The sequence below is a fragment of the Gulosibacter sp. GYB002 genome, from assembly GCF_036577665.1.
Classification (GTDB): Bacteria; Actinomycetota; Actinomycetes; order Actinomycetales; family Microbacteriaceae; genus Gulosibacter; species Gulosibacter hominis.
Window position 1 is genome coordinate 240,846 of sequence record NZ_JARBDD010000001.1, and the last position, 18,684, is coordinate 259,529.

The 18,684-nt window shown below is 60.6% G+C and carries 25 protein-coding genes, 1 tRNA gene and 1 pseudogene; all 27 read left to right on the forward strand.

Annotated elements, in window-relative coordinates; translation table 11 throughout:
• The first annotated feature begins 206 nt into the window (after window positions 1-206).
• The 27 genes and pseudogenes from PV375_RS01050 (at window position 207) to PV375_RS01180 (ending at window position 18,660) form a co-directional block, all read left to right on the forward strand.
• Entirely contained in the window at window positions 207-1,166 is a 960-nt protein-coding gene (locus tag PV375_RS01050; protein WP_332105768.1) for a YqaJ viral recombinase family protein, read from the forward strand.
• Window positions 1,163-1,810, forward strand: a complete 648-nt coding sequence (locus tag PV375_RS01055; RefSeq protein ID WP_332105769.1) for a hypothetical protein — start codon at window positions 1,163-1,165, stop codon at window positions 1,808-1,810. Before PV375_RS01050 ends, PV375_RS01055 begins: the two co-directional genes overlap by 4 nt.
• Window positions 1,807-2,256 (forward strand): hypothetical protein, encoded by a 450-nt coding sequence (locus tag PV375_RS01060; RefSeq protein WP_332105770.1) that lies wholly within the window; start codon window positions 1,807-1,809, stop codon window positions 2,254-2,256. The genes PV375_RS01055 and PV375_RS01060 overlap by 4 nt, the downstream gene beginning before the upstream one ends.
• Entirely contained in the window at window positions 2,253-2,471 is a 219-nt protein-coding gene (locus PV375_RS01065; RefSeq protein WP_311478418.1) for a hypothetical protein, read from the forward strand. Before PV375_RS01060 ends, PV375_RS01065 begins: the two co-directional genes overlap by 4 nt.
• Window positions 2,468-2,818, forward strand: a complete 351-nt coding sequence (locus tag PV375_RS01070) for an HNH endonuclease (RefSeq protein ID WP_332105771.1) — start codon at window positions 2,468-2,470, stop codon at window positions 2,816-2,818. The genes PV375_RS01065 and PV375_RS01070 overlap by 4 nt, the downstream gene beginning before the upstream one ends.
• 486 nt (window positions 2,819-3,304) lie before the next feature.
• On the forward strand, window positions 3,305-3,835 hold the full coding sequence (locus PV375_RS01075; RefSeq protein ID WP_332105772.1) for a hypothetical protein: 531 nt from the start codon (window positions 3,305-3,307) through the stop codon (window positions 3,833-3,835).
• The gene (locus PV375_RS01080) at window positions 3,813-4,136 is read left to right on the forward strand and encodes a hypothetical protein (RefSeq protein WP_332105773.1); all 324 of its coding nucleotides are present in this window, start codon (window positions 3,813-3,815) and stop codon (window positions 4,134-4,136) included. The genes PV375_RS01075 and PV375_RS01080 overlap by 23 nt, the downstream gene beginning before the upstream one ends.
• A 2-nt stretch (window positions 4,137-4,138) precedes the next feature.
• Complete coding sequence (locus PV375_RS01085) at window positions 4,139-4,657, forward strand: single-stranded DNA-binding protein (protein WP_332105774.1); 519 nt, start codon at window positions 4,139-4,141, stop codon at window positions 4,655-4,657.
• A gap of 183 nt (window positions 4,658-4,840) precedes the next feature.
• Window positions 4,841-5,494 (forward strand): hypothetical protein, encoded by a 654-nt coding sequence (locus tag PV375_RS01090; RefSeq protein ID WP_332105775.1) that lies wholly within the window; start codon window positions 4,841-4,843, stop codon window positions 5,492-5,494.
• 37 nt (window positions 5,495-5,531) lie between these two features.
• A complete protein-coding gene (locus PV375_RS01095; RefSeq protein WP_332105776.1) occupies window positions 5,532-5,765 on the forward strand; it encodes a hypothetical protein in 234 nt (77 codons plus the stop codon).
• A gap of 202 nt (window positions 5,766-5,967) precedes the next feature.
• Window positions 5,968-6,189, forward strand: coding sequence for a hypothetical protein (locus PV375_RS01100; protein WP_332105777.1), 222 nt, complete (start codon window positions 5,968-5,970; stop codon window positions 6,187-6,189).
• Window positions 6,190-6,201: 12 nt separating this feature from the next.
• Window positions 6,202-6,918, forward strand: coding sequence for a hypothetical protein (locus PV375_RS01105; protein ID WP_332105778.1), 717 nt, complete (start codon window positions 6,202-6,204; stop codon window positions 6,916-6,918).
• Between the two features lie 131 nt (window positions 6,919-7,049).
• A complete protein-coding gene (locus PV375_RS01110; protein WP_332105779.1) occupies window positions 7,050-7,283 on the forward strand; it encodes a hypothetical protein in 234 nt (77 codons plus the stop codon).
• Between the two features lie 292 nt (window positions 7,284-7,575).
• The gene (locus PV375_RS01115) at window positions 7,576-8,268 is read left to right on the forward strand and encodes a hypothetical protein (RefSeq protein ID WP_332105780.1); all 693 of its coding nucleotides are present in this window, start codon (window positions 7,576-7,578) and stop codon (window positions 8,266-8,268) included.
• Window positions 8,269-8,332: 64 nt separating this feature from the next.
• Window positions 8,333-8,401 (forward strand) — tRNA-Trp (locus PV375_RS01120).
• A 787-nt stretch (window positions 8,402-9,188) separates the two neighbouring features.
• Complete coding sequence (locus tag PV375_RS01125; protein WP_332105781.1) at window positions 9,189-9,563, forward strand: hypothetical protein; 375 nt, start codon at window positions 9,189-9,191, stop codon at window positions 9,561-9,563.
• 9 nt (window positions 9,564-9,572) lie between these two features.
• A complete protein-coding gene (locus PV375_RS01130; RefSeq protein ID WP_332105782.1) occupies window positions 9,573-11,165 on the forward strand; it encodes a hypothetical protein in 1,593 nt (530 codons plus the stop codon).
• A gap of 11 nt (window positions 11,166-11,176) precedes the next feature.
• Entirely contained in the window at window positions 11,177-12,646 is a 1,470-nt protein-coding gene (locus PV375_RS01135) for a phage portal protein (protein WP_332105783.1), read from the forward strand.
• Window positions 12,591-14,477, forward strand: a complete 1,887-nt coding sequence (locus PV375_RS01140; RefSeq protein WP_332105784.1) for a VG15 protein — start codon at window positions 12,591-12,593, stop codon at window positions 14,475-14,477. Before PV375_RS01135 ends, PV375_RS01140 begins: the two co-directional genes overlap by 56 nt.
• Before the next feature lie 126 nt (window positions 14,478-14,603).
• Window positions 14,604-15,104, forward strand: coding sequence for a phage scaffolding protein (locus tag PV375_RS01145; protein ID WP_332105785.1), 501 nt, complete (start codon window positions 14,604-14,606; stop codon window positions 15,102-15,104).
• A 27-nt stretch (window positions 15,105-15,131) separates the two neighbouring features.
• Window positions 15,132-16,094: pseudogene (locus tag PV375_RS01150) on the forward strand (phage major capsid protein); the annotation flags it as partial.
• 145 nt (window positions 16,095-16,239) lie between these two features.
• Window positions 16,240-16,797 carry a hypothetical protein gene (locus tag PV375_RS01155; protein ID WP_332105786.1) on the forward strand — a complete coding sequence of 186 codons (558 nt, stop codon included), beginning with the start codon at window positions 16,240-16,242 and terminating at the stop codon, window positions 16,795-16,797.
• The gene (locus PV375_RS01160; protein WP_332105787.1) at window positions 16,794-17,177 is read left to right on the forward strand and encodes a DUF6093 family protein; all 384 of its coding nucleotides are present in this window, start codon (window positions 16,794-16,796) and stop codon (window positions 17,175-17,177) included. The genes PV375_RS01155 and PV375_RS01160 overlap by 4 nt, the downstream gene beginning before the upstream one ends.
• On the forward strand, window positions 17,174-17,563 hold the full coding sequence (locus tag PV375_RS01165; RefSeq protein ID WP_332105788.1) for a hypothetical protein: 390 nt from the start codon (window positions 17,174-17,176) through the stop codon (window positions 17,561-17,563). The genes PV375_RS01160 and PV375_RS01165 overlap by 4 nt, the downstream gene beginning before the upstream one ends.
• On the forward strand, window positions 17,560-17,958 hold the full coding sequence (locus PV375_RS01170; RefSeq protein WP_332105789.1) for a hypothetical protein: 399 nt from the start codon (window positions 17,560-17,562) through the stop codon (window positions 17,956-17,958). Before PV375_RS01165 ends, PV375_RS01170 begins: the two co-directional genes overlap by 4 nt.
• Window positions 17,959-17,968: 10 nt before the next feature.
• Window positions 17,969-18,133, forward strand: a complete 165-nt coding sequence (locus PV375_RS01175) for a hypothetical protein (RefSeq protein WP_332105790.1) — start codon at window positions 17,969-17,971, stop codon at window positions 18,131-18,133.
• Complete coding sequence (locus PV375_RS01180; protein ID WP_332105791.1) at window positions 18,133-18,660, forward strand: phage tail tube protein; 528 nt, start codon at window positions 18,133-18,135, stop codon at window positions 18,658-18,660. The genes PV375_RS01175 and PV375_RS01180 overlap by 1 nt, the downstream gene beginning before the upstream one ends.
• The last annotated feature ends 24 nt before the right edge of the window (window positions 18,661-18,684 follow it).

Consider the following 18,684-nt stretch of genomic DNA (forward strand, 5'->3'; position numbering starts at 1 on the left):
GTGCCCACTTACATGCATCAGATCGAGCCAGACAAAGCAGGACGGCCGCTTTACAAACTCGACGCGGCCCACGTACTCGCTGGCTACGACTTCCCAATCTCGGGAGACCGTATCGCGCGGTTCAGGGCCACGCACCAAGACGTCACACCACCACCTGTCCACGACGAGCTGGACATTCTCGAATATTTCAAAACAAGAGGCAAAGCATGATCACCGGACAAAGCATCGTCGACGCTGACGCGCCACGAGAAGAATGGATCGCCGCCCGCTCAGAGGGCGTTACCGCATCCGAAGCACACGCCATCGCTACCGGCGGGCGTAAAGCCTGGGTCAAGATCCTCGACGACAAACTCAACGGATCAACCTTCCGGGGCAACAAGCACACCCGGCGCGGCAACGAACGCGAAGCGATCCTCGTCGATTTCGCAGCCACTATCGATCCGTCAATCGAACCGAACTCGGCACTGTGGGCCGACGCGCACGACGCCAGGTTTCGGGCCACACCAGACGGTATCGGCGACGACGTGGTAGCGGAAGTCAAATCACACGCGCACGGCCACGACCTCGGCATGATCCCTCCCGAGCATCGATCACAGATGCAGTGGCAAATGCTCGTCACCGGGGCATCACGCGCGCTGTATGTGCGGGAAGTGATGGACAAGGACGGGCAGGGACCGCTTACCGACCCGGACTGGCAGTGGGTAGAACGCGACGAAGAACACATCGCTTGGCTACACGACCGCGCGCTCGAGTTTCTGGCGTGGTGGGATGCCGACTGCCCAGAGACAGACGATCTTGACACCGCCACCGAGAGCGCACTCGCACGCTGGATCGACGCGAAACGCGATCTCGACCCGATTGCGAAGATCGAAAAAACCGCGAAAACCGAACTCACGAAGCTGCTGAAGCGCCGTGACCACTCAAAGTTCGGGGTGCAGGTGCAGGGCGCCTCGGGAGGGGCAATGCTAACGGCCGCGTCTTGGAACCGTGTCTTGGACGAAACCAAGCTCACCGGCGCCCAAAAGTCCAAGCTGCAAGTGCTACGCGAGCAGGTAGACACCGCCGTGACGGCGTGCGAAGCGTACGAAGAAGAACTCCGTGCACAGTACGGCGTCGATTGCCCCACTGGGGCACAATCACTGCGTTTGGCTGGAGGTGCGCGATGACTCAGGCAGCAACTCTCGCGGAGATCTCGGCAATCGTGCTCGCGTCCGGCCAGTGGGCCGGAGTGGGGGAACCCGAGTTCTCGATAGACGGCCGGGACTGGGCGACGGTATTCATCCCGACTGACACCAATCGGCACCCGAGGTTCGCGCGTGCGACCGTCCACCGCATGGAAGCGGTACCGACGACGGTGACGATCTCTTGGGACGAATCGCTACCGGCTGACCCTGAATGGCAGCGTCTGTGGTTCGCGAAGCCTATGGCCATGTTTGGCGCCCGCGCGCTGCGAGCGGCATATCGACGCGCGTTCGGCGACATCGTAGAAGTCGTCCCGAACCCTGCCGAGGGTGACGACGCGCCGACACTACCGGATGCTGACGAGCCTGCACCGGATTGGAGCGCACGCATCCAGGCAGCGGAATCTCTCGAAGCACTCGAGCAGCTCGGCAAGGACATGAAAAAACAGCGGGCATTCACGACCGTGCTCAACCGCGAGTGGAAAGCACGCAAGGCCGAGCTCGCCGCCCCGCAGCGGGAGCTTGCCGAAAGCATGGCGGCGCTCGCTAAGCAGGTAGCGGCGGACGAGCATGCGCGACACAAGCGACCGACGCCACTGGTCATGGCAGGCACCAGGAGGCAGCGATGAGCGACATCGACCCGATGACTGGGGAAGTGGTACAGCGTCCGCTCGAAGTGGTGGCTGTGGATATTGCCGCACTTGATGAGCAGGAACTGGCGCAGTTGTTCCCAACCCCGGTGCAGGCAGCAGGCGCGCTCCTCAAAGCACGTCAAGCAGTGGCACGCGCACCGTACGCGCTGCGCAAAGCGAAAGAGAAACTCCGGGCGGCGGAACGTGATCTGAAGCTGGCGATTGCTCGCGCGACGTTAGAGCTCGCCGAACAGTTTCAGGGCATGTCGGTGTCGGAACGGTCGAAGCTCGCAGAAGCCGACACGCGAGTGATCGACGCGCGTGAAACCGCCGATATGGCGTGGATCGAACTCGAATATGCCAAGGACTGGGACCGTGCCCTGGGGCGTGACGTAGAGCTGCTGCGCAGCGTGAACGCAAACATGCGAGCGGAGACGAAATGATGCTTGAAGAATTAGTGGAACGTGAGGGCCTCGACCCGGAGGGTGTGCAGCGATACCTCAAGGAACTGACATTCGCTCATGAGCTTGGCCGTCGGGAAGACCCGACAGCCATCGTCAACGTGCGTCGGGCGTGGCCGTCACGGTTCCGCCAAGACAACGCTTACCAGCACGAGACGCACCGTGTTCGGTCTCTGCTCTCGGGGGTCGCGTCATGACCAAAGGCATTCCAGCTAACGTGCGCCAAATCGTGGAGTGCCGCTCACGGGGCATCTGCGAGGGCTGTAACGCAGCGGCAGCAACCGAGATGCACCATCGACTGTTCCGGTCGCGTGGCGGAGGCCACGAGGTCGCCAACCTCATCCACTTGTGCGGGTGGGGTAATCACACCGGCTGCCACGGCATCGCGCATTCCGGGAAACAGGGCGAAGCAAACGGATGGGCGCTGCCGTCATCCGTCGACCCCGCCGACGCTCCCGAAAACCGGCCGATCTGGGACGGCCTTGGTTGGTGGCGACTCGGCCAAGACGGCAGCAAGACACCATGCAAGGAGAACAACCGATGAGCGAGATGCCGAAGTACGCGACAACCTACGTCACGTATTACCGGGACGTGTTCGGCCCAGGCCGGGGCGTGCTCAAGGTGGGACGTGCATGGCGACAGCACCGCATCTGGCTCCAGGTGCGCTACGGAGCGCACCTCATCCTGGACGTACGCGGCACTGACGCCACCTGGGAACGTGAGGCACTGCGTGAACTGGCGGTGTGGTTCCCGAAAGCATTCCGACATGAGAACGACGCCTACGGGATTCTGCCGTTGGGCAGAGGCTGGACAGAGTGCTTCATCGTTGACGAATACGACTTGAACTTCGCTGTCGACCGAATCATCGATGGCTTCGCGAAAGGGAATGATCGCTGTGTCACGGCGTCCGAGACAGAGAGCAATATCGGCGCAGGATCTCGCGTCACCAGAGTTTCTGAGGATCCCGCACGAGGTGAAACCGACAGCGATCGGGCTGTGGGTGCACACCGACCCGTGGGGGAGACGAGCGATGATCCCGGAACTGATCGCGGCGGATGTGTACCCGGGCGAAGCAGCGACGGATCGGATACTCGAGCACCTGCTGATCCTGGAGGAGTGCGGGTTCCTCAACCTGTACCAGGCAGACGACGCCGAGTGGCTACAACTCACCAGGCCGCTCAAGACCGACCAGAGGGGCGCGGAAACGGATTGCCCGGCCCCACCACAACCAGATCGCGAAGTTTCACGAAAGTTCATGGCTGTGGGGAGAGCGGGCGAGCGAGCGCGAGAGCAGATGCGGGAAGAGCGCAGAGTGCGGGATGCGCGGTGGGAGCGAGAGCGCGAGCCAGAGCGAGCGGTGATGCCCGAACGTCCGTTGTTGCTGAATGCCCCGCCGATTGGGTGTCGAGAGCATCCGAACGGGCACGACAAGGCTTGTGGGCCTTGCAGGGACGCTCGCCTCAACCGGGATTTGTGGATCGAAGAGCGGGTGTACGAACGCAAACTGACCGACTTCTACGAGCAGGAGGGGGTGTCGTATGTCGATGAAGAACCATTCTGAGCTGATGACGGTGCCGGTGACGATGCCGTCGAAGGTGTGGGGGAAGCTGGCCAGGATCGCTGACCGTGACGGCTGCAAGGTGCGGGATCTGGTGGCGACGGCGGTGAAACGCATCATCGACGCCGATGGTGTGTGTGCCGAGGATGAGGCGTATCGGCGTGCGATTGACGCGGTTACTCGTGGCTGGGACGACCGGACAATCGCAGAGCAGTTGCGTGTGCCGCGTGTGAATGTGCGTGCGTGGCGGGAGCAGGCAGGAATGAAAGCGTGCCGGCTGGGGTACGGGGAAGGACCGATTTAGGGATGGCTGGAGAAACGAATCTGACGCTGGTGGGGAACCTCACTGCGGATCCGGAGTTGAGGTATACGCCGAATGGTGTGGCGGTCGCGAACTTCACTGTCGCGTCGACGTCTCGGGTGTTTGATCGGCAAGCAGGTGAGTGGCGTGATGGTGACGCGCTGTTTCTGCGCTGCACGGTGTGGCGTGAGTTTGCCGAGCACGTGGCCTCGAGCGTGCAGCGGGGAGCCAGAGTGATCGTGCAGGGGCGGTTGAAGCAGCGCTCGTACGAGACCGAGCAAGGTGACAAACGCACCGTGATCGAGCTGGAGGTGGAAGAGCTGGGCCCGTCGTTGCGGTATGCGACCGCGCAGGTGACGAAGGCAGGCGCAACCACGTCTGGGAGTGGCTGGGCGGCCGCTGGAGCATCGAGCAGCGCGCCCGCGTCTCCTAGCCAGGGCCAGGCCTCGTGGACGGCGCAGCAGCCGCCACAGGCCCCGGAACCTAGCCAGCAGCAGATGTTCAGCGACGAACCACCGTTTTAGGCGACGACACCCGAGAAAGAGACAAACAAATGGAATTGAAAGACGTGCACCCCGCTGAAGTGCAGCCGGGGGACGGGAGCACGACGTGAGCGGCTGGGCGGAGGGGCCAGGCGGCGGAATGCTGACCCGGCTGATCGCGGAGGCATTCGCCAGAGCGGACGACGAGCGAGAGGACGAAGACCGGTGAGTGAGGTGTCGGGCTATCTCTACGCCCTGCGTGACGAGGCCGGGAAAGCCGCCGAGAACCTGCGCCGCTGCACGGCCTTGGTGGAGCGAGAGCTTGCTGAGGCGAAAGGCACGCTGGATCGGCTGGAGAGAATCGCGTCGAAGGCTGAGCTTGCGGCAGAGCTTGTCGCGGCCTCCGACCTTGAACCGAACATGAGCGCTCTCGTGCCGCCTGAGTCGGGCCTCACGCGTATCGAGAAGGAACCGATGTCTAGAGAAAGCAAAGATGGCATGTGTGTGATGTGTGGCGGCAAGGGCGAAACCTGCGGGCAGCCATGCCCGAAATGTGGTGAAACCGGCGTAATGAAAGACGGTAAGTATATGCGACTCGAAAACTTCAACGGGTACACGCTCGAATCACACGGTGGCCCACTGCCCACCGTCGAGGGGAAGAGCGAAGGCATCGTCGGTTGGGACCCGGCGAAAGTGCAGTGCTACGAATGCCACCGCACCATGACTGGGCCATCCCCGATCTTGGTGATCCAGTGGGCGCTCTTCAACACGGACAGTGGCTTACCTGGGCGGCGCTGCGCCGAGTGCTGGATGGCAGCCGGCTGGAAGTATTCCGTGGCGCACGACTGGAAGCAAGTGCCACCAAGATCGAAACAGTAACCAGTCCAGGCGAAGAACAGGGGGAATGGCAGACCTCATGACCAGCACCGAGGAACTCTACGAACAACTGCAAATCCTGCACCAAGACGCGCTCCACAAACTCATCACTTTCAGGCTCGACGAAACCTGGAAAGGACTATCCCAGATCGAACACATCATCACTCAGGCCGAGTACTACGCAACGCGCGCCTGTGTAGACGTGTTCAAACACCACCTCGACGAAGTGAAACAGCGACTCGCAGCCGAAACAAGCCCTGGAAACGGCGCGTGACTCGCCACCGAAGGGCGCTATCCACAACCACTTAAGGAAATGAAACAAATGGAATTGAAAGACGTGCTCCCCGATGACGTGCAACCGGGGGACGGGAGCACGACGTGAGCGGCTGGGCGGAGGGGCCAGGCGGCGGAATGCTGACCCGGCTGATCGCGGAGGCATTCGCCAGAGCGGACGACGAGCGAGAGGACGAAGACCGGTGAGTGAGGTGTCGGGCTATCTCTACGCCCTGCGTGACGAGGCCGGGAAAGCCGCCGAGAACCTGCGCCGCTGCACGGCCTTGGTGGAGCGAGAGCTTGCTGAGGCGAAAGGCACGCTGGATCGGCTGGAGGGCATCGCGTCGAAGGCTGAGCTTGCGGCAGAGCTTGTCGCGGCCTCCGACCTTGAACCGAGCATGAGCAGCGACGAACCACCGTTCTAGGAGAAACGAATCATGAATCTAGACAACATTAAAGAACCCGCCAGCGAGTTCCGGCGCATCGTCACTGAGCTACGTGAAGACCAAACCGGCCCCGACATCGGCATGACCCGCGCGCCGCGCTTCTACCAGATCATGCGCGATGTGTGGCGACGCGACGACGAAGGAGAACTTACATTCTGGGACGTAGACGACGGCCCTTATGATCGGCACTGGGTAGACGAGCACTACAACCTCAGCACCGATATCAACGCGCTCGACGATGACGAGCTGGAGGAGCTAGTAGAACGCGAAACTGATCTATTTGCATGTCGCATGAGTCGGCACCGCGAACCGGACGAGGACCTGGTGTTTCTCACGAGGAAAGCGGCAGACCGAGAGCTTCAGTATCGGCCACGGCGCGGGGAGAACGCATGTTCGTATTCAAACTATGTGTGGCATTCGCCTGACCTTGAAAACCTCATTGTTCTCTTATGTTCGCTTGATCTTGACAGGTCTGTGTTGCGGTTCAAGGGGGAAACCAACCCGGGTAATGATGCAGGGGGAACGCGCGCCAATCACTGTGACCGACGAAATGATCGACCGCGCAGCACGGGCACCGAGCTACGAGATGACCGTGGAGAAGTGGGACGACCTCACAACGTGGGAAATCAACCGATTCCTGAAGGGTGCAATGGTGGCATTGGAGGCAGCGCTGGGGGAACACATTTGCCACCAGCCGTCGGGCTATAAATGCATCCACTGTGGTGCACCGGCGGGGACATTGTGGGGCCGGTATTGGTGCCCGGATTGTGACTCGATGCGCCTTGCAGTCCTAAATAAACAATTCTTTGAGTTCCAAGCGGCACTAAGGGGTGAGCAGAATGATGAATGAAGCCACTATTGGGCGATTTACCTGGGACGGCATCGAGTACGAGATTGACTGGCCTTTCGAATTGGATGATGAATCAACGCGGTCGGATTACGGGGTGATCTATCGAGATGGTGAACAGGTCGGTGAGGTCTGCGTCAAATTCGGTGAGGCTTTCGAAACCAAAGATGACGTCATAGATGCCGCTATCGAAGCGATCATGGCCGGAGAGGTGGACGATGCTTAATACGTACGCGCCCAAATACAGTGTGGAGCGGTTTAATCGTCGCTGCTGCGCACGGTGCAAGACACCGTACTGCTGCGCGAACCAGAGCTGTTACTGCCACATGAAGTACACCAAACAAACCAGCGGGCGGGAGTGAGTTGTGTCGTTACCGGTGCATCGTTATGAGGAAGCGCTGGCTGAGCTGCCGGACTTGCTAGAGCATCTCGCGCACCTGGTGGTGCCGGGCGTGCACATGGGAGATGGCCAGCCGAGGGCAAGGGATTTGACCCCGGCACCTGCCAGGCTCAACCCGATGGATCAGATCGACTTCTCTTTCGCTGAACTGTGGAAGATGGAGGACTATTTCAGGGAGCGACTCCCACGCTTCGGGTTCGCGGACACATCCCACATGGTGCGGTGCGCCACTAATGGTGAGCCAGTGGGTGTAGCCAGCGTGGTCGCTGACACATCGGAGACACTGCGTAAGTGGACGGTGAGCCTCACCGGCAGGCTCCGGTCATGGTGGCCGGATGTCGTAGCCCATGAAGCATTCCCGGTGTATCGAGACCTCATGGATGTGTGGCTGATCCGACCACTGCGGGCGTGGCCACTCGAGGGCCGCGCACCGGTACCGGCTCGTCCACGCGCCTGCCCTGAGTGCGGCGGCGAGGTCTGGGCTGACCTACAGCTTCACGGGGCACGCTGCGACTCTTGCCGCTGGCAGCAGACGGTGCCGCAGTGGATACCGATTCGGGATGCAGCGGAACGGGTCGGCAGGGATGTACGGCAACTTGAGCGGTGGATCGCAGATGACGGTATCGGGATGCGCAAAGTCAAAGGCCGCCGGTATGTGGAGCTTCATGAGTGCATGGAGTGGCGAGACTTCCTCGCCGCGAGGCGTGCCCGCAATCTGCCAGCCCTGCGCGACCACCAGATGATCGTGCAGAAACAACCGAATGGTGACTGGGAAGTGACACTGGCCCCAAACGTCGCAGTCGTGTGTTAGGCTGAGCCTGCGCAATAACTGTGCCCCGGAGAAACAATCTTCGGGGCACAGTCGTTTTCCAATCGTCGTCGAGCACAGGGTGCAGGCCGGTCTCCAAAACCGGAAGGGTGGGGTTCGATACCTCACGACGGCGCAATGCTGGCATGCCCTAGGCCACAGGTCTGGGAGTCATAGCTATGCCATGCCAGCAGAAGCCCAGGCCCGGCGACGCTATCAGCGGATCGGTGCAGGAACGGTGACCGCACCGATCGGTAAGAGCCCGACGATGGGGCCGCCTGGCAAAACTTCATGGGGCACCACACAACCGGGAGGAACCGGCATGACCAGGCTACGGGTATGCAACGTCCCAGACTGCCCAGAGATCACCACCTCCACCAGGTGCCAAACCCACACCACCCAAGCCGACCGGGCACGAGGCACAGCCGCCACACGCGGCTACAACAACAAACACCACAAAGCATTCCGAACCGCAGTCCTCGAACGAGACCAAATCTGCACCGTCTGCCAACTCGCACCAGCAACCATCGCCGACCACCATCCACACAGCAGACGAGACCTCGAACAGCTCGGACTCAACCCCAACGACCCACAACGCGGTCGAGGCTTGTGTCACAACTGCCACAGCAAAGAAACCGCAACCAACCAACCCGGCGGCTGGCACCGCATCGACCCGTAAGGGTGGGGGTACACCCCGACAACACCAAGGCTCCAGGACCGCCGGGGAGGGCGATTTTTGGTTTGTCAGGTTCAAATGGTTGCAAGTTTAAGTATTTGGAGGGGTTATGGGGTCAGGTGGTGCGCGGTTTCGGTCTGGCCCGGCTCCGGATCCGAATGCGTTGCGTCGGTTGCGGAAGGATGACGCTGCTGGGTGGGTGACGTTGCCTGCTCGTGGTCGTCCTGGCCGGGCGCCGAAGTGGCCGTTGCCGTCAGTTGCGGAAAAGTTTGCTGAGAACGGCGAGGTTGAGGTTGAAGGCCTGCCGACTGAGTGGATGTTGGAGCAGTGGCGGCGGCTGTGGAAGTTGCCGCAGGCGCATATGTGGGCGAAGTATTCGTTGCACGTGCAGGTGGCGCACTATCTGGTGGCGTTTCATGATTCGCTGTTGCCGGATGCGCCCGCTGCTGCGCGTGCTGAGGTGCGTCGTTTCGAGGAGGAGCTGGGCATTTCGCTTTCGGGGATGGCGCGGCATCGTTGGCGGTTTGCTGAGGATGAGGTGGGCGAGAAGCGGTCGTCGAAGAAGAAATCGGTTGAGCCTGCGCCGGGGTCGGTGCGTGCGCGGTTGTCAGCTGTCAACTAGGAGGCGAGCGTGGAGCGTGTTGATGTCCCGCTCTATGTCGCGTTGGAGTGGGTTGAAGCGCATTGTGTGATCACTTCGGGTGAGGGCGTGGTGCCGTTTCGGTTCACTGACGAGCAGCTTGCGTTCACTGCCGGGCATTACCTGGTTGCGGCTGGTGCGAAGCGGGGGATGCTTGCCCCGGCGTTTGTGCATCGACGTTCCCAGTTGGTGCGGGCGCAGAAGTGGGGCAAGTCGCCGTTGCAGGCCGCGCTGGTGTGCTTGGAGGCTGTCGGGCCTGCTGTGTTTGATGGGTGGGCCGTGGGCGGTGAGGTGTATGCCTGTGCGGACAATGGCTGCCCGTGTGGTTGGGAATACGTGTTTCAACCGGGGGAGCCGTTGGGTCGTCGGTGGACGGTTCCGATCATTCAGATTGTCGCGACCTCTGAAGGGCAAACCGACAACGTGTACGGGTTGCTGCGAGACATGATTAATCTGGGGCCGCTTGCGCGTGTGCTTCCGAAAACGGGTGAAGATGTTATTCGTATCCCGGATCATGGTGAAGCGCGGATCGAGCCGGTGTCAGCGAAAGCGCGGTCGCGGCTTGGTGCTCGTGTGACGTTTGCCGTGCTGGATGAAACAGGTGTCTGGGTAGGGACGGCCGGGCATGCGTTGGCGACGACGATTCGCCGTGGTTTGTCGGGTACGGGCGGTCGTGCGGTTGAGACCACGAATGCGTGGGACCCGTCGGAGGATTCGGTGGCGCAGCGCACGTTCGAATCGACTGCGGCTGACGTGCAGCGTGATTTCCGTTCGCCACCGGTTGGGTTGTCGTGGGATGACGTAGATGAGCGGCGTCAGATCATTGAATGGAACTATGCGGGTGCACCGTGGGTGGATGTCGAAGCGATCCTGGCTGAGGCGGCCGAGCTGAGTGAGAAAAGCCCGGCCGAGGCCGAACGGTTCTACGGGAACCGGTTGGTGCAGGGCCTGGGTGCGTGGATGCCAATCGCTAAGTGGATTGCGCGGGCAACTGACGAGCCAGTCCCGGGCGGTACACGGATTGTGCTCGGGTTTGACGGTTCAGAAGTGGACGACTTCACGGCGATCATCGCAGAAACATTGGATGGGCATCAGTTCGTGCCGGTGTATCACGGTGGGCGGCGCACGATCTGGGACCCACGGGAATGGCCAGATGGTCGGGTTCCGCAACAAGAGGTATGGGCAGCGTTCGAAGAGCTGTTTGACCGGTTCGAGGTGGTGCGCGCGTACTGCGACCCACCATTTTGGGCGACATTGATTGACGAGCTTGCCGGTCGATACCCCAAGCGCGTGTTCCGCTGGGAGACGTACCGGCCGGTGCAGATGCATTCAGCACTTGAACGGTATCGCGATGATGTGCTGCACGAAGGCTCAGCGTTTTCGCATTCCGGTGACAGCGAGTTGGAGTCGCATATCCGAAACGCGGTTGAGCTCGCGCGTCGCGGATCCCGGTATGTGCTGGGTAAAGCATCGCAGGCGCAGAAGATCGATGCTGCTATGGCTGCTGTGTTGGCGCATGAAGCCCGTGCGGACGCGGTAGCGGCTGGGCGTGAAGAGCAGATCAGTGACTACGTGTATTTCTAGAGGGGGTTCGTGTGGAAGCGAAAGAAGCGCTTGCGCTCACGAATCGGTTGTCGGAGCGGTTGTCGAAGCGGCGTGCGCAACTGCAGCTGTGGGAGGACTACTACCTCGGTAAGCAGCCGTTGACGTTCGCGACTCGTGAGTGGAAGAAAGCGAACGCGGCACGGTATTCCGGATTTGCGGATAACTGGTGTCGTCCGGTGGTGGATGCAGTTGGTGAGCGCATCCGCCATACGGGCATGAAAGCTGATGACCGTGAGCTGCAGCGCATGCTGTGGACTTGGTGGCAGCGGAACGATATGGAGGCGCAGTCTTCGCACGGGTTTCTCGCCACGCTGTACGGGGGTAGGTCATACGTTTCTGTCGATGGTGACAGTGACGGGAACCCGATCATGCAGTGGGAGCATGCCGGGCAGGTGGAGATCGAGTACGAGTGGGGCAACTTGCGGCGGCGTCGTGCCGCCCTGAAAATGTGGGCCGAGGACGAGTTTGAGTTGGCGACGCTGTACACCCGTGACGAGGTGTGGCGGTGGCAGCGGCCACTATCTCGTGCGATTGGTATGGGGTTGTCGCAGATCAAGGAAGCTCGACGCAGTGCGGGCACTGGCGCGTGGATGCCGCGCACGATGGACGGACAGTCCTGGCACAGCCGAAACGTGATCGGTGACGTGCCGTTTGTGGAGATCCCGAACCGCCCGTTGCTGTTTGGCGAACCAGTTTCGGAGATCACCCCGGTGGCGCCACTACAGGACGCGATTAACTTGCTGTGGGCGTACTTGTTCTTGTCTGCGGACTATGCATCGATGCCTGCACGCGTGGTCATGGGGCAAGGGCCGCCGAAGATTCCGCTCGTGGACGAATACGGCAACAAGATCGGTGAAAAGCTGATCGATATTCGCGATCTGCAAGAAAAGCGCTTGATGTACCTGCAGAATCCGAACGCGAAGATCGGGGCGTGGGAAGCGGCGAAGCTCGATGTGTTCACTGACGTGATCGAACAGGCTGTCGGGCACATCGCAGCACAGACTCGCACGCCACCGACGTATCTAATCACTCGTACTGGCATGTCAAACGTGTCGAGCGAGGGCTTGAAAGCGTCGGAGATCGGGCTGGTGAAGAAGACGCTCGAGTTCCAAACATTCGCAACTCCTGCGATTCGCGAGATTTACCGGCTGGCGGCGCTCGTTGGTGGGTCAGCCGGGATGGCTGATGCGGTGATGGACGCGTCGGTGTCGTGGATGAACCCGGAGATCCGGTCGGAATCTCAGTTGGCGGACGCGCTGATGAAGAAGCGGTCGATGGGGTACCCGCTCGAGTACCTGCTCGAGCTGGACGGGCTGTCACCGAGTGAAGTGGATCGAGTGCTGAACATGGCGCGCCTTGAACAGGATGCAATGCCGTTCACGGCCGCCAAGCTGGAGGTACCGAGTGATTCCGAACGCGATTCGAGTGTTCGAGCAGCAACGGAAGGTGATCTCGGCTAGAGCCGGAGTCACCGCGCAACAACTGTGGCGCAGGGTTGACCCGACACAGGTGGATGCATCCATGCAGGTGATCCGACCGCATCTGGTGCGTGCGCTGCAAGGGTACCGGAGACAAGCTGCCATAGCGGCAGCGGCGTATACACCAGCGTTACTTCGCGAAACTCGGCTCGCGACCGAGCCGGTTGGTGAATTGAACCTTGAACGGTTCTTGGAGTACGCACCGGACGGCCGCACCGTTGACGGACTGTATGAGCAGGCCGCGATTAGTGCCAAGACCAGGATGTCGCGCGGGTTGATGCCGCAGCTGGCACTGCAACAGGTGTCGGCGTTGGTGTTGACGATGACACTCACCACGTTGTCGGACACGGTGCGCAGTGTCGTGGCTGCCGATATGACGCGGCGGCCGCAGGTGACTGGGTATGTGCGGCAGCTGGTGCCGCCGTCATGTTCGAGGTGCGTGATCCTTGCAGGGCGCTGGTATCGCTGGAACGAAGGGTTTCAGCGGCATCCTGGCTGTGACTGCATCCACATCCCTGTTCGTGAAGATCATGCTGGGGATCTGACGACTGACCCGTACGCGTATTTCAATAGCCTCACCAAAGAACAACAGGATCGGTTGTTCGGCAAGGCTGATGCGCAGGCGATCCGTGACGGTGCCGATATTTACCGGGTGGTGAACATTCGTGAGCGTGGTCTTGCAACCGCGAAGGGTGCACGGAAGTTCGGTACCCCGCACCGGCTCACGATTGACGACATCTACGAGCAAGCGAAGTCCCGTGATGACGCGATCCGCTTGATGCGGCAGGAGGGCTTCATCACCGGGCCGCAGGTGCGTGGCGGCAACATCCTCGGCAGGTTCTATGAGGGGTACGGAGAACTCGGCAAAGGCGGTCGGGCTGCGGCGGCACGTGAAGCGGTGCTTGAGGCACGTCGGACGGGTGTTCGGGACCCGTTGAATCGGTACACGATGACATCCGCCGAGCGTCGGTATTACGACGCGAATTACCGTCTGAAGTATTACGAGCGGACTGGCAAGATCCCGGTAACGATTGGCCCGAACAGTGCCGATTTGGGGGTGAAGTTGCGTGCCCCGTCACCGGGTGAGGTGGATGGCCTGTATCGGCAGGTCGACCAGTTGAAGAACTGGGCGCTGCAGACATCGGCACCGCCCGGGTTGACCAGGCTGGTGCTGGCGTTGGATGACCTGTCGCTGGACGATTTGCGCCGGCTTGAGGTGGTCGCGCTGGCGAAGGGCGGTAAGCGTGCACAGGCCGCAGCGGGGATCGGGAGTCGTCGATACGACCCGAATGCTTCCCGGCTTACGGGAAATTCGGGCGGTGGGAAACCACCGAACAGGCAACGTCCGATGCGCGGCGGAGACGAAGAAGAAGAATGGGCCAAGCGGCAGGCTGCGCTGAAATCAAGTACCAACGGTGAGATGCTGGAGCCTCATGAGATTCGGTTCTTGGAATGGTTTGAAGCGCGGGGTGAAAGAGTCTCGTGGATACCCCGCCGACAACGAAACCAAGATGGCGGCCTACTCCCCACAAATGACTTCAGATGGCTGACAAATGGTTCGCTTGTATGCGAGTTGAAGGTGAGTGTTCAGAAGTACAAGACCATAAGCAGCCACATTCGGGGCTCTGTAGCAAGGGCACGGGCACAAGGTGTTCGCAAAGAAAACTTCGTAATCTACTTGGAAAACCAATGGTTACGGAGCGTATTGCGTAGTCAGCTGACGGCGTACAACATCCGCAATCCAGATAATCGCATTAAGCGACTTTGGGTGGCGCATGGTGGAGGGATGGAAGAAATCCAACTCGAGAACTAAGACTGGGGCCGATCCCTCGTTTTCAATCGGACTGTTATTTCAAGTCTCACGTGGGGGCCCCAGCACTTCAATTATACCAGTTCACCGGCAATATTGACACAAGATTCAAGTTAGAGGAGGCCCGCAATGGGATCTGAACAGCAAGCATCAGACCAGCAACCAACCAAGGACCAGCACGGCGCTGAAGCGCTGGGTGATCCAGGTAAGAAAGCGCTGGACGCGATGAAGCAGAAGTGGCACGAAGCGCGTGATGAGGCAGCTGCCCTGCGTGAGCAGGTGGCCGGGTTTGATGACCAGTTAGCGGCGGCGCGCACGGAGGCCGAGTCCAAGGTGCGGTCGGTGCTTGCTGCTCAGAGTGTGCAGTACGCGGTGAAAGCGGCTGCGGCAGGCAAGCTGTCGCGCCCGGAACTGGCGACGAAACTCATTGACCTTTCGGCAATCGAGGTCAATGAGCAAGGCACGGTTGATGAATCAGCCGTTGCTGCGGCAGTGGACAAGCTCGTGGAAGAGTTCCCGGAACTCGCGGCACGACGGTTCATTCCCGACCCTGACAAGGGGCAGCGGGGCGCAACGCCGCCGCCTGCACCTCCGACAATGAACGACATCCTGCGCGCAGCGCGCGGATAACCACAACATCAATCGTTTCGACGCTACCTATCGGGTGGCGTTTTTTGTTTGGAAGGAAACCAAATGGCTGATATCGCACGCGAAGATGCGCTTGCCCTGCTGGCGCGTCAAGACATCAACGAAATCATTAAGGGCGGCACGAAAACCTCTGCAGCGCTGGCGTCGTTCCGCACGATCCAGATGACCGCTGGGACGGCCCGCATGCCGGTGCTGTCGGCGCTGCCAACCGCTGGCTGGGTAACCGAGTCTGCCACTGAAACAAGTGGCGTGAAGCCCACCAGCGAGGTCAAGTGGGACAGCAAGGAGCTCATCGCTGAAGAGCTCGCAGTGATCATCCCAGTACACGAGAACGTGCTGGATGACTCGAACTTCGACATCTGGGGTGAGGTGCGCCCGCTGGTGGCACAGGAGTTCGGTCGACTACTCGACCTCGCGGTGTTCTTCGGTGAAGGCAAGCCCGCAACCTGGAAGGACCCGGCGCTCGTCCCCGGCGCAATCGCTGCCGGCAACACGTTCACCGCTGGAAGCGGTACCCCGAAGGACCTGGCTGAAGACCTGAACCAGACGTTCGGCAAGGTTGAAGAGGACGGGTTCGACGTGAATGCGGTCTACACGGGCCGATTCCTGAAGCCGCAGTTGCGTGGCCTGCGCGACAGCAACGGCCAGCCGATCTACCTCACCGCGATCCGTGAGGATGGTGCCACTGAGTCGGTCTACGGTGAACGTCTGCACTACGTGGAGAACGGATCCTGGAAGCGTGATGTGGCAAGCGCACTCGTGGGTGACACAAGTAATGCCATCCTCGGTATCCGTCAGGACGTGCAGGTCAAGCTGCTCGACCAGGCAACGGTCGGAGGCATCAACCTCGCCGAGCGCGACATGGTGGCGCTGCGGTTCAAGTTCCGTGTCGGCTACGCGGTCGCGAACCCGATCCAAGTGGGTGTCGAAAACGGGTTCCCGTTCGCTGCACTGGTGCCGGCTGATAGCTAATGCGAGAGTTCGTTTCACCGACTGGTGAGCGGCTCCAGATTCCACCCGAGGGCGAGCGGTCAATGCTTGCCCTTGGGTGGAAGCCGGTACCGCAACCGGAGGTTAAGAAGCCAGCGCGACGCAAGGCAACACGAAAGGAATAGCCATGTCGTTCGCTACCGTTGAGCAGCTGCAGCTGCGCATGAACACCACCTTCGATAAAGACTCGGTGCCGCAGGTGGAAGCGCTGCTGGAGGACGCCACACAAGCAATCCGCGCCGATATCGGGCAGCATGTGGCACCGCGTCAAACCGCGACGTTCAGTGACTGGCCCGACTCGGAGGGCCGCGTGTACCTACCGCAAACTCCGGTTGTCGACGTGTCAGCGGTCACGGTAAAGGGTATGCCGGTCGCGTTCACGGTGCGCGACAACTACGTGACGGTGCCGGTCACCGAAAAAGTTACCGTGACGTTCACGTACGGGTTTGCAGAAGTGCCCCGCGACCTCGAGCACTGGACGTGTGTCCTCACTGCCACTGCTCTTGCAAACCTCGACCTTGGGGTCGGGCTTGCACCGGGTGGGCTGTCATCGGTAGCGATTGACGACTTTCGAGCATCGTGGGCGGACGGTGGCGATAAAGCCGGTATGACGTTGCCGGAACGGGTGGGGCAACGGCTGCGTGAACAGTACGGCGGCGGCACTGCGGTGGTGACAACGCGATGAACATGCTCACTCGCGCAGCAAACTTCGGAGCCGAGTTCGCACGCATGCGAATGACGCAACAGTGTCGTGTCACCATGTTGGTGCTTGGCGAGTTCGACCATGCCACCGGCGACTACGTTGATGACCCGGTGCTGCTTTATGAGGGGCCGTGCGAGTTGGTATCGCGACAGGCAGCGGCGAAGCACTCCAGCAGCGGTGAACGCGACCTGGTGCTGTCGCAGCCACAGTTGCGGATCCCAGCCGAAACACCGGGCGCGTTTCCACCTGGCTGTGAAGTTGTCGTTACCACCGCGAACGGGGACGTGCGGGCGCGCGTGATCGCTGAAGAACAGCGGCCACACCGTACCGCGCGCAGGTTCCAACTGGAGGTGCTCGAATGAGTGTGGAAGTAGACCTATCAGAGCTACGGACACTGCAGGAGTCACTCGAGGGAGTGCCGTCACGGGTAGCGCCAAAGGTGCGGAAGGCTGTAGAAGTGACCGCGCGACACATCAAGGATGACGCGCGCAACATTTCACGTGCCCAAGTGGGGCGTCACGGCCGCCTGTACCCGTACACGATGGAGTACGACCTCAAAGACCAGGAAGACAGTGTGACCGCTGATATCGGGCCCCGGCCTGGTGGTCAGGGTGATCTGGCACCGATCTTTGAGACGGGGAACCCGTACTCGGGGCATAAACAATCGCTGGAGCCAGCGTTGCTTGCGAACCGAGACGATTTCTACCGGGGCTTGCTGAAAGCGATCAGCGAGGTGGTGATCGAATGATCCACGCACTCGAGCAGCTGAAGGCATTGATCGCACCGAATCTCGGTGGCCGAGTGTATGTCGGGGAAGCGCCTCGCTCGGCAAAAGCACCGTATGTGGTGCTGTACCCGGAGCGCGATGCAGACGTACAGGAGCGGGTAACCGGGCCGTTTTCTAGCGAACAAATCGCCGTCACTGCCGTATCCGTGGGAGACACCCCGGAACAAGCGATGTGGTGCGACCAACACGTCGACCGCGCACTGCGGCCTCACGGACGAGGGGTCGTGATCGTCACTGCGAACGCTCGAATCGACAATGTGCGGCGCCGAGCCAGCCAAGTGGGTGCCGATGATTCCGCGACGCGTAAATGGCGCGCCGCATCCGTGTACACATTCCGTCAACAACCAATTAATTAAGGAGGCTGCCGTGGCGCAGTTCAACTACGGGAATGTAACCCCGAAACAGGTGAAAGTGAAGTCATCCTCCGGCCGCATCATCGAGGTTCCGGAACAGATCGTAGAAACGTTTGGGTATGAGCTTGTCGGCGAGTCAAAACCGACCGCTGCTCCCACGAAGAAGGAGGCAAAATAATGGCACTCAAACTGAATTGGAGCGGCGTAGATGGCGTCATCACTGACGGCAATCTCGCGGTCATGCTCATCCCTGAAGCAGAAGTAAAAACGATCAGCGACATTACTCCGACGGTGCTGAACGGTGAGAAGGCGCTCGACATTACCTACGACATGGTGCCTGGGGGATTCCAGCACACGCCGGGTAATGAAGAGCTCACGCTGAACCGGCTAACGCTCGCCACTGAACTGAAACGTGAGGGCAAGCAGACTGACACTGTCACACTGCAGTATGCGTGGAACCCTGAAGTGTCGCAGGACGAGACACAGCTGGACACGGCACTTGTGAAGGGCGCGAAGTACTACATCGTGTCGCGTGCCGGTGTTGCGCATGATGAAACATTCGCAGCTGGCCAGGTGGTGAAAGTTATCCCGGTGCGGTGCGGGCGCAAAGCGGATGATGCACCGGAGACGGGCGCTGAGTTCACTCGGACGGTACAGATGCTGCCGTTCGGCACTGTTGTTGATGAGCACAAGCTCGCAGAGTAACTAGTAATTGAGCATGGAGCGGCC

What these genes read in the sequence shown, in the direction of transcription:
- PV375_RS01050 (WP_332105768.1), top strand. Translation starts at nt 207, where the DNA reads ATGATCACCGGACAAAGCATCGTCGACGCTGACGCGCCACGAGAAGAA.
- PV375_RS01055 (WP_332105769.1), top strand. Translation starts at nt 1,163, where the DNA reads ATGACTCAGGCAGCAACTCTCGCGGAGATCTCGGCAATCGTGCTCGCG.
- PV375_RS01060 (WP_332105770.1), top strand. Translation starts at nt 1,807, where the DNA reads ATGAGCGACATCGACCCGATGACTGGGGAAGTGGTACAGCGTCCGCTC.
- PV375_RS01065 (WP_311478418.1), top strand. Translation starts at nt 2,253, where the DNA reads ATGATGCTTGAAGAATTAGTGGAACGTGAGGGCCTCGACCCGGAGGGT.
- PV375_RS01070 (WP_332105771.1), top strand. Translation starts at nt 2,468, where the DNA reads ATGACCAAAGGCATTCCAGCTAACGTGCGCCAAATCGTGGAGTGCCGC.
- PV375_RS01075 (WP_332105772.1), top strand. Translation starts at nt 3,305, where the DNA reads ATGATCCCGGAACTGATCGCGGCGGATGTGTACCCGGGCGAAGCAGCG.
- PV375_RS01080 (WP_332105773.1), top strand. Translation starts at nt 3,813, where the DNA reads ATGTCGATGAAGAACCATTCTGAGCTGATGACGGTGCCGGTGACGATG.
- PV375_RS01085 (WP_332105774.1), top strand. Translation starts at nt 4,139, where the DNA reads ATGGCTGGAGAAACGAATCTGACGCTGGTGGGGAACCTCACTGCGGAT.
- PV375_RS01095 (WP_332105776.1), top strand. Translation starts at nt 5,532, where the DNA reads ATGACCAGCACCGAGGAACTCTACGAACAACTGCAAATCCTGCACCAA.
- PV375_RS01105 (WP_332105778.1), top strand. Translation starts at nt 6,202, where the DNA reads ATGAATCTAGACAACATTAAAGAACCCGCCAGCGAGTTCCGGCGCATC.
- PV375_RS01110 (WP_332105779.1), top strand. Translation starts at nt 7,050, where the DNA reads ATGATGAATGAAGCCACTATTGGGCGATTTACCTGGGACGGCATCGAG.
- PV375_RS01115 (WP_332105780.1), top strand. Translation starts at nt 7,576, where the DNA reads ATGGATCAGATCGACTTCTCTTTCGCTGAACTGTGGAAGATGGAGGAC.
- PV375_RS01145 (WP_332105785.1), top strand. Translation starts at nt 14,604, where the DNA reads ATGGGATCTGAACAGCAAGCATCAGACCAGCAACCAACCAAGGACCAG.
- PV375_RS01155 (WP_332105786.1), top strand. Translation starts at nt 16,240, where the DNA reads ATGTCGTTCGCTACCGTTGAGCAGCTGCAGCTGCGCATGAACACCACC.
- PV375_RS01160 (WP_332105787.1), top strand. Translation starts at nt 16,794, where the DNA reads ATGAACATGCTCACTCGCGCAGCAAACTTCGGAGCCGAGTTCGCACGC.
- PV375_RS01165 (WP_332105788.1), top strand. Translation starts at nt 17,174, where the DNA reads ATGAGTGTGGAAGTAGACCTATCAGAGCTACGGACACTGCAGGAGTCA.
- PV375_RS01170 (WP_332105789.1), top strand. Translation starts at nt 17,560, where the DNA reads ATGATCCACGCACTCGAGCAGCTGAAGGCATTGATCGCACCGAATCTC.
- PV375_RS01180 (WP_332105791.1), top strand. Translation starts at nt 18,133, where the DNA reads ATGGCACTCAAACTGAATTGGAGCGGCGTAGATGGCGTCATCACTGAC.